16 protein-coding genes and 1 pseudogene are annotated in these 12,416 nt (G+C 58.9%); 10 read left to right on the forward strand and 7 right to left on the reverse strand.

All coding sequences use genetic code 11. From position 1 onward, the window contains the following. The first annotated feature begins 41 nt into the window (after positions 1-41). Both ACN2TU_RS01535 and ACN2TU_RS01540 read left to right on the forward strand, forming a co-directional pair. Entirely contained in the window at positions 42-530 is a 489-nt protein-coding gene (locus ACN2TU_RS01535) for an Lrp/AsnC family transcriptional regulator (RefSeq protein WP_435152180.1), read from the forward strand. Beyond that, the gene (locus ACN2TU_RS01540) at positions 527-1,666 is read left to right on the forward strand and encodes an aminotransferase class I/II-fold pyridoxal phosphate-dependent enzyme (RefSeq protein WP_435152182.1); all 1,140 of its coding nucleotides are present in this window, start codon (positions 527-529) and stop codon (positions 1,664-1,666) included. The genes ACN2TU_RS01535 and ACN2TU_RS01540 overlap by 4 nt, the downstream gene beginning before the upstream one ends. Positions 1,667-1,718: 52 nt before the next feature. Here ACN2TU_RS01540 and ACN2TU_RS01545 read toward each other — a convergent pair whose 3' ends face one another. Continuing rightward, positions 1,719-2,111, reverse strand: coding sequence for a VOC family protein (locus ACN2TU_RS01545; RefSeq protein WP_435152185.1), 393 nt, complete (start codon positions 2,109-2,111; stop codon positions 1,719-1,721). 167 nt (positions 2,112-2,278) lie between these two features. On the opposite strand from ACN2TU_RS01545, the gene ACN2TU_RS01550 reads away from it, so the two are divergent. Then, positions 2,279-3,088 carry a lipoate--protein ligase family protein gene (locus ACN2TU_RS01550; protein ID WP_435152188.1) on the forward strand — a complete coding sequence of 270 codons (810 nt, stop codon included), beginning with the start codon at positions 2,279-2,281 and terminating at the stop codon, positions 3,086-3,088. 20 nt (positions 3,089-3,108) lie between these two features. Here ACN2TU_RS01550 and ACN2TU_RS01555 read toward each other — a convergent pair whose 3' ends face one another. Then, positions 3,109-3,639 (reverse strand): redoxin domain-containing protein, encoded by a 531-nt coding sequence (locus tag ACN2TU_RS01555; RefSeq protein WP_435152190.1) that lies wholly within the window; start codon positions 3,637-3,639, stop codon positions 3,109-3,111. Between the two features lie 82 nt (positions 3,640-3,721). On the opposite strand from ACN2TU_RS01555, the gene ACN2TU_RS01560 reads away from it, so the two are divergent. After that, complete coding sequence (locus ACN2TU_RS01560) at positions 3,722-4,591, forward strand: deoxyribonuclease IV (protein WP_435152193.1); 870 nt, start codon at positions 3,722-3,724, stop codon at positions 4,589-4,591. A 68-nt stretch (positions 4,592-4,659) separates the two neighbouring features. Next, on the forward strand, positions 4,660-4,845 hold the full coding sequence (locus ACN2TU_RS01565; protein WP_435152195.1) for a hypothetical protein: 186 nt from the start codon (positions 4,660-4,662) through the stop codon (positions 4,843-4,845). Between the two features lie 18 nt (positions 4,846-4,863). On the opposite strand, the gene ACN2TU_RS01570 is transcribed toward ACN2TU_RS01565, so the two are convergent. Both ACN2TU_RS01570 and ACN2TU_RS01575 read right to left on the reverse strand, forming a co-directional pair. Next, on the reverse strand, positions 4,864-5,208 hold the full coding sequence (locus ACN2TU_RS01570; RefSeq protein ID WP_435152197.1) for an AzlD domain-containing protein: 345 nt from the start codon (positions 5,206-5,208) through the stop codon (positions 4,864-4,866). Beyond that, the gene (locus tag ACN2TU_RS01575; protein ID WP_435152200.1) at positions 5,209-5,889 is read right to left on the reverse strand and encodes an AzlC family ABC transporter permease; all 681 of its coding nucleotides are present in this window, start codon (positions 5,887-5,889) and stop codon (positions 5,209-5,211) included. Positions 5,890-6,026: 137 nt separating this feature from the next. Here ACN2TU_RS01575 and ACN2TU_RS01580 point away from each other — a divergent pair, with 137 nt between their 5' ends. Continuing rightward, a complete protein-coding gene (locus ACN2TU_RS01580; protein WP_435152202.1) occupies positions 6,027-6,818 on the forward strand; it encodes a class I SAM-dependent methyltransferase in 792 nt (263 codons plus the stop codon). Positions 6,819-6,903: 85 nt separating this feature from the next. Beyond that, positions 6,904-7,995 carry an aminopeptidase gene (locus ACN2TU_RS01585; RefSeq protein ID WP_435152205.1) on the forward strand — a complete coding sequence of 364 codons (1,092 nt, stop codon included), beginning with the start codon at positions 6,904-6,906 and terminating at the stop codon, positions 7,993-7,995. A gap of 157 nt (positions 7,996-8,152) precedes the next feature. Here the strand turns inward: ACN2TU_RS01585 and ACN2TU_RS01590 are convergent, their stop codons facing one another. Beyond that, entirely contained in the window at positions 8,153-8,800 is a 648-nt protein-coding gene (locus ACN2TU_RS01590) for a DUF7095 family protein (RefSeq protein ID WP_435152208.1), read from the reverse strand. Positions 8,801-8,878: 78 nt separating this feature from the next. Next, positions 8,879-9,220: a hypothetical protein gene (locus tag ACN2TU_RS01595; protein ID WP_435152211.1), complete on the reverse strand. Its 342-nt coding sequence runs from the start codon at positions 9,218-9,220 to the stop codon at positions 8,879-8,881. A 409-nt stretch (positions 9,221-9,629) separates the two neighbouring features. Between ACN2TU_RS01595 and ncsA the strand changes: the two genes are divergently transcribed. Beyond that, entirely contained in the window at positions 9,630-10,637 is a 1,008-nt protein-coding gene (gene ncsA / locus ACN2TU_RS01600; protein WP_435152214.1) for a tRNA 2-thiolation protein NcsA, read from the forward strand. Here ncsA and ACN2TU_RS01605 read toward each other — a convergent pair. After that, positions 10,625-11,086, reverse strand: coding sequence for a hypothetical protein (locus ACN2TU_RS01605; RefSeq protein ID WP_435152216.1), 462 nt, complete (start codon positions 11,084-11,086; stop codon positions 10,625-10,627). The two genes, ncsA and ACN2TU_RS01605, sit on opposite strands and share 13 nt — an antisense overlap. 119 nt (positions 11,087-11,205) lie before the next feature. Between ACN2TU_RS01605 and ACN2TU_RS01610 the strand changes: the two genes are divergently transcribed. Both ACN2TU_RS01610 and ACN2TU_RS26930 read left to right on the forward strand, forming a co-directional pair. Next, entirely contained in the window at positions 11,206-11,424 is a 219-nt protein-coding gene (locus tag ACN2TU_RS01610) for a hypothetical protein (RefSeq protein ID WP_435152219.1), read from the forward strand. A gap of 12 nt (positions 11,425-11,436) precedes the next feature. Further along, a pseudogene (locus ACN2TU_RS26930) lies at positions 11,437-12,399 on the forward strand (PQQ-binding-like beta-propeller repeat protein); the annotation flags it as partial. Positions 12,400-12,416 lie beyond the last annotated feature (17 nt).

The following is a 12,416-nucleotide window of genomic DNA, read 5'->3' on the forward strand; positions in this document are numbered from 1 at the left end:
AGTGCGGCCAGATTTTTGTGCCCCACAATCGCACAACAGCCATGGACGCGAAGCGAGAACTACTGACCCTCTTGCTGTCGAATGCCCGTGAGGACACTGCCGACCTCGCTCGACAGACCGGACTTTCGGAATCGGATGTCGAATCGCTCCTTTCCGACCTCGAAGCCGAGGGTGTCGTCCGAGGCTATCAGGCAGTCGTTGACTGGAGCAATCTCACCGACGAACACGTGGAGGCGAAAGTCGAACTCAACGTCGAACTCGACCGTGAAACCGGGTACGAACAAATCGCTCGACGAATCGCAAAATTTCCGGAAGTCGCATCGCTCCGGTTGGTCAGCGGCAACTACGATTTCGCCCTCGACGTGGAGGGCGAGTCGATGCACGACGTGTCGAACTTCGTCGCGGAGCAGATCGCACCGATTCCGGAAGTGACCCAGACGGTCACCCACTTCGTGATGGAGACGTACAAGAAACGCGGCATCGAATTCGATGACCGCGACGAGGACGACCGCCTTTCCGTCTCACCATGAAACCGGCAGACCGTGTCGAACGAGTTCCACCGTCGGGTATTCGTCGGTTCTTCGAACTCGCGGAGGAACGCGACGACATCATCTCGCTGGGAGTCGGCGAACCGGACTTCTCCGCGCCGTGGTCGGCGCGCACCGCCGCAATCGACGCGCTGGAGCGCGGGAAAACATCCTACACCGCCAATCGTGGCCGACGCGATCTGCGGAACGCGATTGCGAGTCACGTCCGACGGTACGATTTGGAGTACGACCCGGACGGCGAAATCCTGGTGACCGCGGGAGCGAGCGAGGCTCTCGACGTGGCCATGCGAGCGTTGGTCAACCCTGGTGACTCGGTCGCGATTCCGCAACCGTCATACATCTCTTACGTCCCCTGCGTCACCTTTGCAGGCGGCGAACCCCTCCCGGTTCCGACGAGCGCGGACGATGAGTTCGTGTTGACCCACGAGGCACTCGAAACGGCCGGTGCGGGGGATGCGGAGGCACTCGTACTGTGCTATCCGAACAATCCGACGGGCGCAACGATGTCCCGCGAGGAACTCGAAGTTGTCGCCGAGTTCGTTCGCGACAACGACCTCTTCGTCCTCTCGGACGAGATTTACGCGGCGCTAACCTACGACGGCGACCACACCTCCATCGCCACCCTTCCGGGCATGCGCGAGCGAACCATCGTCTTCAACGGCTTTTCGAAAGCCTACGCGATGACCGGATTGCGGCTCGGCTACGCCCTTGCCCCGGAAGCGACCATCAACGCGATGAACCGCATCCACCAGTATTCGATGCTTTCGGCTCCCGTAACCGCTCAGTACGCCGCATTGGAGGCGCTCAAGAGCTGTGAGGACAAGGTCGTCGAAATGCGCGACGAGTACAATCGCCGCCGCCGGTTCGTGCTCTCGCGGTTCGACGAGATGGGACTGGACTGTTTCGACGCCAGCGGCGCGTTTTACGCCTTCCCGGCCTGCGGCGGCGACGACGAGGCCTTCGCCGAAAACCTCCTCCAGGAGCAGGGTGTCGCCGCCGTTCCGGGAAGTGTCTTCGGCGAGGGCGGCGAGGGCCACCTTCGCGTCTCCTACGCGACCGGAATGGCCGACCTTCGGGAGGCCATGAACAGAATCGAGACGTTCGTTCGAGAACGATAATCGACTTGGAAACGTCTGATTCGAAGACGTAGGTTCACTTCGGCGCGACGAGTTAGACTTTCATCCGTTCTGGGTCTTCGAAATACACCGCGTAATGGTCATCGCCGCCCGCAAACGGGTGGTCGTCCTCGTACAGAATCGGCGCGTCCCGCTCCCGAAGTTCCGCGGTCAGTTCGTTCACTTGCTCACGAGATTTGGCGTGAAACGCGAGATGGTTCAGGCCCGGCCGACAGCGATGGTACGGTTCGTCCAGATACGTCTCATCGGCTTGCACGAGGACGATATAGGTTGGGCCTCGTTTCCATGACCGACCGCCGTCCCAGTCCTGGTAGACGTCGTAGCCGAGTTCACCGAGTAGCCATCCCCAGAACGAGGCCGACGTGTCGAAATCCGAGGCGTACAGTTCGACGTGGTGGAGCAACCCGGATTGGGAATCGGAAGTCACGCCCGAAATTGACGAGACGGTGGCAAATGGCTGTCAAATCTCGAGGAATTCGAACCATTCGAACCACGTTGAGGATTCCTGCGGCTGGAATTTCCTGTCGAATTGTTTATCATACCATCCTAATCTCGTCCGCAATCGCTTTGCCCGACCCCTCCCAACGCCGAAGTATGACGCTGGCGGATAGGGACTGGCGGCTGATTCGAGAGGAGTCATGGGACGGCCCGCTGAACATGGCGCTGGACGAAATCGCGGCGGAAACCGCGGCAGCGGGCGGGTCGAGAACCCTTCGCGTGTACCGCTGGGAGCCGAGCACGCTCTCGCTCGGCTACCGACAGGAACCCAAGACGGTCGATTGGGAGTTCTGCGAGAGCGAGAACATCACTGTTACCCGACGACCGACGGGTGGCGGGGGAATCTATCACGACAACTATGGCGACATCTCCTATTCCATCATCGCGCCCGCCGACGAACTGCCGGGGAGCCTGATGGAAACCTACGAACTGCTCTGTGACCCCATCTTCGACGCCTTCCAGCGCATGGGTATCGATGCAAAATTCACCGACGAGAAACTCCCCGTTATCCACCAACCGGCGTGCTATCTCCGCGAACTCCACCCGGCACACGATGTGGTGGCGAGGGGGCGAAAAATCAGCGGCAACGCACAATACAGACGGAAAGACGCGGTCATCCAACACGGGTCGTTGAAATTCGCGCTCGACGCCGAGCGCCATCTCTCGACGTTTTCAAATCCAGAGACGACGCCGGAGACGTTCCACGAACGCGTGACGACGATAAACGAACAGGTCAGTCTCTCTCGCAAAGATGCCGTCACGGTCGTCGAATCCGCGCTCGGCGACTGGGGCGATGCGGATGAAGGTGAGTGGACGGACGACGAACTCTCTCGCGCACGTGAGCACGCACGAATCAAGTTCGAAAGCGATGAGTGGACGAAGCGGCACGACGACCCGACTGCCTGATTCGGTCTGTTTCTACCGATTCAAAACCCGAACGTCTCCGGCTCGGAACCGAACGCGTCCTCGATTGCGTCGTGAATCTCGGACAGTGGTGGCGTGTCCATCGTCGGGTCTATCGGATGATCGCCGACCCAGATGTATCGTATCGTCGGTATTGGTCGATGAGGAAACACGACCGTTTCGCTCGACTGACGACTTTGAACGTTCGATATTTGACGCCTTATGAATCGGCGATTTCCAGATTCGTGTCCGGTGTAAAGTGGAAACTGCAAGTCGAGATGGTTGATGAACCGACGATGAGTTTTCGGCCGGGACTTGCTGATTCCGACGACCTGCACGTGGTCGCCGCTGGCGAACCAGTCGTAATCACGGAACAAACACCACTCATCGATGCAGTCGGGGCCAAAATCGTTCGTGTAAAACGACAACAATACTGGACTGTCTGCGAGGAGTGACGAAAGCGGTGTGTCCTCGACTGCTCCGTCGCTGGTGACGAGTGGGGCGCTAAACTTGGGTGCCATATCCCCGACCGATAGGCCACCTGAATCGGACATACGCGATTCTCACATGCGGCCGACATAAGCGTTCGGAGACGCTTCGAAGTACATTTGACCCCCGAATTACTAGTCAGCGAATATGCGAGTCGGAGCACACGTATCCATCTCCAGTTCGAAGGTTTCGAGCGACGAGTCGAAACCACCGCACGGAAACATCGCCAACGCAGTCCCCCGACAGGTCACGTTCGGCGGCAACTGCGGGCAAATATTCACGACCTCGCCGCAGGTGTGGAAAGACCCGGACATCAGTGACGAGGAGGCCGACCTGTTCAAGCGAGAAACCGCGGGGAAACTCGACGGCCCGTGGGTCATCCACTCCTCGTATCTCGTCAACCTCTGTACGCCGAAGGACGACCTTCGCGCGAAATCCATCGACAGCATGCAGAAGGAAGTCGATGCCGCCGACAAACTCGGCGTCGAGTACGTGAACGTCCACCTCGGCGCACACACCGGCGCGGGTGTCGAAGGCGGACTGGAAAACGCCGCGAGCGCACTCGACGAACTGGACATTCCGGACGGCGTGACGGTGCTCATCGAAAGCGACGCCGGAAGCGGGACGAAACTCGGCGGCGATTTCGAACACCTTGCGGAGGTGCTCTCGGAATCGAACCAAGACCTGGATGTCTGTATCGACACGGCCCACGCCTTCGCGGCGGGCTACGACCTCTCAACCCGCAAGGGCGTCGAGGAAACCATCGAGAAGTTCGACGAAGTCGTCGGATTGGAACATCTGCAATGTATCCACCTGAACGACTCGAAACACGAATGCGGGACGAACAAGGACGAACACGCCCACATCGGTAAGGGCCTCATCGGCGAGGAAGGAATGAAGACGCTCATCAACCACCCCGAACTGGAAGACGTGCCGCTCGTCCTCGAAACGCCGACTGAGAACGGCAAAGGCTTCGCGTGGAACATCGAGCACGTGAAAGAACTGCGCGAGGAGTAGTAGGTGACGAACACACTCGATACACCAGTAGACTAACATTTTTATAGTCACACGAGCAACTAACAACTATGCGTTCCCAATCCCGAGCCCTCCAACTCGTCGGTTTCCTGGCGTTCGTCGTCGGCTTCGTCGGCTTCACCGTCTTCGACTGGCGGTTCGATTCCACGGGCAATCCCGTCGTCGCAGTCGTTGCAGGTGTCTGTATCGTCATCGCAATCGTGATGACGATTCGACGGTCGATGCAAGGCCAGTAATCGCCGACAACACGGTTTTCAGGGGAACAGGAAATTCAGCAGCCACAGCGCCCCCATTCCTGCGGCCAGCGTCGCCAGAATATCTTCGGTTTTCCATGCGACGAGTATCGCCAGTCCTCCCGCGAACAGTCGGAGGTTGTCCGGCGAGAGCGAGACGGCACCGTCGGCGTAAACGAACTGTGGGACGACCAGCGCGGAAAGCACCGCCGCGGGAACGAACCGAAGCGCCTGCTCGACGCGTTCGGGAATGTCGTCAAGTCGCCCGAAAAAGGCGATGAACGACAGTCGAATCACGTAGGTTCCGAGGCCTGCGGCGATGATGATGAGCCACAGCATCTCCGAACCGAAGTTCGTCTGCGGCATTCAGACCACCTCCTCGACCAGCAGCCCGGCGAGAATCCCGACGATTGCGGCAGTTACCAGTCCGAGATTGAATGGCAGTCCGTCGGCGGCGACGGCAGTCGTCCCGCCGACGACTGCCGCAACCGTGGTCGCGCGGTCGGTAACGCTCGGCACGAGCACCGCGAGGAAGACGAGCGGAACCGCGAAATCGAGATGCCACCCTGACGGGACGCTGGTGCCGAGGAGGATTCCGGCGATGGTCGCGATCTGCCACGACACCCAGAGCGGGACGCCGATGCCGAGATAGTACCACCGCCGGCTCGTCGTCTCGTCCTGTTCGAACCTAATCAGCGAGACGGCGTAGGCCTGGTCGGTGAGAAGGTACGCTAGTCCCGCCTTCCATCGCGCCGATTGTTTCCTGAAGTACGGCGCGATGGACGCGCTGTACATCATCATTCTGAGATTGATGATGAGAACCGTCAGCACGACGACAACGGCGGGCGCGCTTCGTCCGATGAGGTCGGCCGCGGCGAGTTGTGACGCCCCGGCGAAGATGACGACGGACATGGCGAGCGCTTGAACGACGGGAATCCCGGCGCTTACCGCGGCAACCCCTGCGACCATCCCGAACGGGACGACCCCGAGAATAATCGGGAGGGAGACTCGAACTCCGGAGAGGAAATCCGCACGTGATGATGCCACTGTCTCATCGTAGGTTCGCTTTCGGCTATCAACCTTGGTATCTCGGTAAGACCACGGGATTGTCCCTGACTGAACGGCCGCATCGCAGACCGTCCCGTTTTTGCCGTTCCCATCCGAAATCGAACTGAGGAATCAGTGTGCGAGAGTTCTCAGCCGACTATCTGGAACGCACCCGAGAAGGGATGTGGGAATCGCGCGAGGCGCTGTCCGACCTCGAATTCGACTCCCGCCAGCGCGTGCTGGATGTCGGCTGCGGGACGGGCGAACTCGCCCGTGTTCTCGCGGAGGAGACACCGGGTGAAGTCGTCGGTACGGATGCAGATCCGCGGCTGTTGTCGGTCGCGCGGGAACACGTTTCGGTCGTTGCGGGTGACGCCCACCGTCTTCCGTTTCCGGACGACAGTTTCGACCTCGTCGTCTGTCAAGCGCTGCTCATCAATCTACCCAACCCGGAGCGTGCAGTGCGGGAGTTCGCCCGCGTTTCGTCCGACCTCGTCTCGGCCATTGAACCCGACAACTCGGCCGTGTCGGTCGAATCAACCGTTTCCGCGGAAAGCGACCTCTCCCGCCGCGCCCGAAAAGCATACGTGGAGGGGGTGGACACGAACGTTGCGCTCGGCGGAGATGGAACGCGAAACGTGTTCGATGAGGTCGGCCTCTCGGACGTTTCGACCCGAAAACATCATCACGCGAAGACGGTCGCGCCGCCGTATTTGGCGCGCGACCTCGAATCCGCCAAGAAGAAAGCGACTGCGGACGCACTGGGGGAACGACGGCAAACGTTACTAGAGTCGCTTTCCTCCGACGAGTACGAGCGGTTGCGCGCGGAGTGGCGCGAAATGGGTCGGTCGGCCATCGAACAGATACAGGAAGGGGAGTATCAGCGGGCCGAGGTCGTTCCGTTTTACGTGACGACTGGGCGGGTCTGAGTTGGATAATCGAACGAACCGCCGGAGTTGGGAAAACCGTATCCAATCCAAAAGCAGTTAGCACGACGACTGTTCATGCTACGGTATGGACTCACGAATCCGCGAGCATGCAGAGGTCATCGTCGACCATTCGGTACGCATCGAAAAAGGGGATACGGTTCGAGTTGCCGCGCCGACGATAGCCGAAGACCTCGCCGTCGCTATCTACGAAAAACTCGGCGAACGCGGCGCAAAACCCTCGCTTTCGATGCGAAGTTCGCGGGCCGACCGCGCATTTTTCCGGGCGTGCGAAACGGACGATTTCGAGCTCCCAGAGCAGTCGCTCGCGGAAATGGAGGAAACCGACGCCGTCATCATCATCAAGGGAGCCGAAAACACGGCGGAGATGAGCGACGTGCCGCCCGAAAAAATCGCGGCGTACAGGACTGCCACCGCCCCCGTGCAAAAAGAACGAATGGGAAAACGCTGGGTCGGGACGCAGTTCCCGGCACCCGGCGAGGCACAACTGGCCGAGATGAGCACCGACGCATACGAGGAGTTCGTCTACGGTGCGGTGAACAAAGACTGGGACGAACAGCGCGAGTTCCAACGACAGATGGTCGAAATCCTCGACCCTGCCGACGAGGTTCGTCTCGTCTCCGGCGACACCACCGACCTGCAAATGAGCGTCGATGGAATGAAGACCATCAACGATTACGGCGAGAAGAATCTGCCCGGCGGCGAGGTGTTCACCGCACCAGTGCCAAATTCGGTCGAAGGGGAAGTGTTGTTCGACAAACCACTCGTCCATCAGGGTCGGGAAATCGAAGGCGCGTGGCTTCGATTCGAAGGCGGCACAGTGGTCGAACACAGCGCCGAGAAGAACGAAACCGCCCTTACCGGCGTTCTCGACACGGATGAGGGTGCGCGCCGACTCGGTGAACTCGGCATCGGGATGAACCGCGATATCGACCGGTTCACCTACAACATGCTTTTCGACGAGAAGATGGGCGATACCATCCACCTCGCAATCGGTAAGGCCATCCGTCAGACGGTTCCGGAGGGGCAACCGTACAACGAGAGCGCGACCCATCTGGACATGATCGTCGATATGAGCGAGGATTCGTTCATCGAAGTCGATGGGAAAGTCGTCCAGCGAAACGGGACGTTCCGCTTCGAAGATGGGTTCGAGGACTGAAGGTACACGAATTCACGAAAGATCAAATATCGAAACGCGACCAACCTCAGCGTGACCTGAAAACGGTCGCGTGGGTGGTCGAGGAAGTTGTGCGGTACACCCCCGCGCGAACGCAGAGTACCGCCTGTTCGCAAATCGATTCCAAGGCCGAAGACGATTACACCACGTCACCGCGAACCGTCGCGCCGTCCTGTCGCCGTCGATAGGATTCGACCGCCTCGGCAGCCACCTCAGTTTTCTCTTCGTCCATTCCGAGCATCTCCAGCGCGGCGGGAAGCGTCGGGAAGGCGAATTCGCTCTCGCGCAGTTTTCGGAACGCCTCCGTGCTTCGCTGGCCATCGACCCAGAGACAGACGCCTCGCGGGTCGAGAATTTGCTCGTAGGCGTCGCGAGCCATCGCACCCCGCAATCGCTGGGTGACATTGTCCTCGAAACTCGAATTACAGACTTCGAGGTGAACCGGTTCGTCTTCGGGCAGAAGATGCGCTGCGAGACATTTTTCGGGGGCAGCGTAGCCGTTGTCGTTCGTCCGAACCAGGTCGGGATGCTCGTCGGCCCACGCCGCACGAACCGTTTTTCCGATGCCCTTCACTCCGTGCGTGTCCACGAACTCGGCTTCGCGGTCGGTGTCATCTCCACGGAGCAGGATGTCCTTCGTCACGTACACGTCGAGGCGGTCGATAGGGTCGAGACCGAGCGCCACGTCGCCGTACACCCAGATCTCGCGGATGGGAACGGGCATGGTGTCGTTCTCGACCGTCTGAACCAGTTCCTCAACGCGCTCGATTGCCGCGCTTCGCTCCATCGGTTCTCGATTCGAGTTTGGTGTGGATAAGTCCGCTGGAACTGCGACTATGAGATGTATCGATGACGCCGCTATCCGTTACCGGAACGCGTACACTGCATCACTCGATGCATACACTGCATCACCCGTCTCACATTCATCGACTGCGACGTGTTCGACTTCGCCGCCGGTTTCGAACCGTCGAAGCTCGGTTCCATCGTCCGCTGATAGCGCATACACCCGCCGGTCGCTGACCTGTTCGCTCCACGCTATCCACGCTCCGGTACCAGGGCCATCTCCGACGGGATTGTAACCTGTCTTTCCGGCGTCGTGGTGAAACGTCGTCCATCCTTGGGTCGAAATTTCACCCGTGTCGGACGTAACGGTTCCCGAAAATCTAGTTAGACCAAGGGTGACGCCAGTTAATTTGAGAAAGTTCACCTCGTTTAATCGAAAATTTGAATCATGAATCAATACACGATGAGTATTAGGTTTATTATTCGTCTGTTAAGCCGCTCGTAATCGTCGTTTACTGGCAGTCCATTGGCAGTTCCCAACCAGTCGTAGACCATCCCTGTAATCGCCGTTATGAACCGCTTACGATCCCAATTCGACCAGTTACGGTGTTCGAGCGGTGGTCAGCCCGACCGTTGCAGCACCAGAGGGAGAAATGGAAATAATAATCAGAATAATTTCATAAAATTATGGAAAACCACTATATGAGGAATATGACGGCTCTAAGCAGATGTTCATCTAGTCAAGATAATTGCTATTCTCCGATTTAGTATAGCGATATTTGATTTACTTCGGAGCGAAACCGTGAAACGGCCCGCGACGAAAACGACACGTAATGGACTGCGACAAGTGCGACCGAGAGGCGGTGATGCACGCGGCCTACTCCGGCCTTCACCTGTGCGAAGACCACTTCTGTCGGTCGGTCGAAAAGCGCCTTCGGCGACGGGTTCGTGACGACAATCTCCTTCCCTCGTCCGCCACGCCCGATGAGCCACAGACGTGGCTCATCGGGCTCTCGGGCGGCAAAGACAGCGTCGTCCTCACGCAGATTCTCCACGACACGTTCGCCAACGACCCACGGGTCGAACTCGTTGCGCTGACGATTCACGAAGGTATCGAGGGCTACCGTGATGCGAGCTTGGACGCCTGCCTCGAACTCACCGACGACCTCGACATCCGCCACGAAGTTGTCACCTACGAGGACGAGTTCGACGTTCGGATGGACGATGTCGTCGAAAAAGACCCCGAAAGTATGGCCGCCTGTGCCTACTGCGGTGTGTTCCGCCGGGACTTGCTTTCGAAGTATGCCGAGGAGTACGAGGCTGATAAACTGCTTACGGGGCATAATCTGGACGACGAAGCCGAAACCGCGCTGATGAACTTCCTCGAAGGCGACGTTGCCCAAATCGCTAAACATTTCGATGCGAGTCTCGGAACGTTCGCGGAAGACGCACGAGGCGGGTCGGACGAAGACGCCTCACCGACGAGAAGCGACCAAGATTCGTTTGTGCCCCGTGCAAAACCGCTTCGAGACGTTCCCGAAAAGGAAGTCGCGCTGTACGCACAGTTAGAAAATCTGCCCGCACACATCACCGAATGTCCACACTCCAGCGAGGCATATCGCGCTGAAATTCAAGAGCTAATGCTTTCGCTGGAAGAGAATCACCCCGGAACACGCCACTCCATCATGGCCGGATACGAAGAACTCGCCGCGGTTGCCGCGGACGAGTTCGGCGCTGGGGAAGGTGCACGTGAGATCAACGAATGTGAACGCTGCGGTGCATCCACGACCCGCGACATCTGTCGGAAATGCGCGCTCGTGGAATCGATTCACGCAGTGTAGCCGAACTGCCGAAGTCTCGCTTTCGATTCCTCGCCGAAGTTTCGCCACTGGAGCGGAATCTGGTTCTCTCGAAGCCAGTATTTGACCAGTTCGAAGTGAGTACCAGTTCGGATCGCTATCGCCCACATCGTCCGTTTCTCGCCCCAAAACCACGTTTGTAGCGTATTCTCGTCGGGTCGTCGGTCGAGCAATCCGACCGATTCTCCGCCCGGTGTCGTGGCGACTTCGTCCCGCTCGGCAAAATACGAGAGGAGGAAGGCTGCCCCTTGGTCGGGGTCTCCGTCGCGTTTGTACTCCGTCTTCCAACTGTCGTACACGCGTTTCATCCCGCTCCACCATCCGACATTGAACTCGTCACGGTGGGTTTCGAACGCCTCGGGACAGTCGTAGAACGTCCGGTCGAAGGCGCGGTCGATATCCGTCCACTGTACCGGGTCGAACTCGTCCATATGCGTCATACTATTGTGAAAAACCGGTCATTTTTCGTGGTAGCGGCTGAAACCCTGGGCTATTGTAGCTTCCCCGACAGTAAAGAAAACTTATTACGACGAACACCAACGCCGAATATATGCTTTCTAGACGACGGTTCCTCGCGCTCGGTGCGGTTACGGCGTTCGCTGGGTGTACTGCCACCGCCGACGATCCGCCCGAACCGGGGTCGAACCAATCGACGGACCCCGATAGACATATTTACGGCGCGGACGGTGAGTGGTCGAGTTTCGGCTGTAACGCCAGCAACACGCGCGCAGTCGCCGACGGACGGGCTCCGGTCGATGGTGTCACATAGCGGTGGCGAGTCGAGGTTCCACAAACGACGTATCGGGAACCGTTCGTCGCCGATGGCCGGGTCTTCGTTCCCACTCCGTCCTCATTCGTCGTCTACGATGCGACTGACGGAACCGAACTGTGGCGAAAGGACGATGAGCCGGGTGCCGACGTGAGTGCAACACCCATCGTTCGTGGTGGAACCGTCTTTGCGAGCAATGGCGATGGAGTGCTCGCGCTGGATGCCGAAACGGACGAGACGCGGTGGAAGAAAACGTTTGACGGAGACAGTCGCGTTCGAACCCCGTCGATGAACATGAACAGGCTCTACGTACCTGTTGGTGAGCGAATCTACGGACTCGATTCGGTCACGGGTGAAGTCGGATGGTCGCGTCGGCTATTCGGTACCGTTCTCGGGTCGCCGCCGATCTACACCGGGATGCTCGTCGCCCCCGTTACGGCGGCCGGGAAACTGTACCTCTTCGACGATGATGGAACCGGATGGGGAGAGTGGAACCTTCCTTCGCGACCGCAGACGTCACCCACAGTGGACACCGACGGCATCTACGTCAACTGCCTGGATGGGAAGACGTACGGAATCACACTCGATAGCGCGCCCCGTTTCAACATCGACTGGAAAGTGCGGACGGGATGGGCGAACGGAGGGTTGGGAGTGAAAACCCATCTCTACGCGACCGGCACGGGGGGATTGCACGCTATCGACCCCGAGGACGGCGAACGGTCGTGGAAGCACGACACTGGCAGTTGGCGGTGGACGGCGCCAGCACTCGGTCGTGATACGCTATTCGTCGGTGGCAACAAGTTCTACGCTTTCGACCCGATACCTTCGTTTCAGATTCCGGGAACCGGCCCGGCGAAACGATTCGAAAAATCGTTTCACGGCCGCGTTGGACCCGGCCCGGTGTTGAACGACGGAACGCTCTACGTCATCGCACAGACCGCAGAACGGAATTACCACCTGCTCGCGCTAGAATAGGGATTCGCCGGTCAACG

The organism is Haladaptatus marinus (assembly GCF_051194195.1).

Coding starts and splice junctions, on each gene's coding strand:
- ACN2TU_RS01610 (WP_435152219.1), top strand. CDS start 11,206: ATGCTTTCTAGACGACGGTTCCTCGCGCTCGGTGCGGTTACGGCGTTC.
- ACN2TU_RS01555 (WP_435152190.1), bottom strand. CDS start 3,639: ATGTCCGATTCAGGTGGCCTATCGGTCGGGGATATGGCACCCAAGTTT.
- ACN2TU_RS01605 (WP_435152216.1), bottom strand. CDS start 11,086: ATGGACGAGTTCGACCCGGTACAGTGGACGGATATCGACCGCGCCTTC.
- ACN2TU_RS01535 (WP_435152180.1), top strand. CDS start 42: ATGGACGCGAAGCGAGAACTACTGACCCTCTTGCTGTCGAATGCCCGT.
- ACN2TU_RS01560 (WP_435152193.1), top strand. CDS start 3,722: ATGCGAGTCGGAGCACACGTATCCATCTCCAGTTCGAAGGTTTCGAGC.
- ACN2TU_RS01550 (WP_435152188.1), top strand. CDS start 2,279: ATGACGCTGGCGGATAGGGACTGGCGGCTGATTCGAGAGGAGTCATGG.
- ACN2TU_RS01570 (WP_435152197.1), bottom strand. CDS start 5,208: ATGCCGCAGACGAACTTCGGTTCGGAGATGCTGTGGCTCATCATCATC.
- ACN2TU_RS01590 (WP_435152208.1), bottom strand. CDS start 8,800: ATGGAGCGAAGCGCGGCAATCGAGCGCGTTGAGGAACTGGTTCAGACG.
- ACN2TU_RS01585 (WP_435152205.1), top strand. CDS start 6,904: ATGGACTCACGAATCCGCGAGCATGCAGAGGTCATCGTCGACCATTCG.
- ACN2TU_RS01540 (WP_435152182.1), top strand. CDS start 527: ATGAAACCGGCAGACCGTGTCGAACGAGTTCCACCGTCGGGTATTCGT.
- ACN2TU_RS01565 (WP_435152195.1), top strand. CDS start 4,660: ATGCGTTCCCAATCCCGAGCCCTCCAACTCGTCGGTTTCCTGGCGTTC.
- ncsA (WP_435152214.1), top strand. CDS start 9,630: ATGGACTGCGACAAGTGCGACCGAGAGGCGGTGATGCACGCGGCCTAC.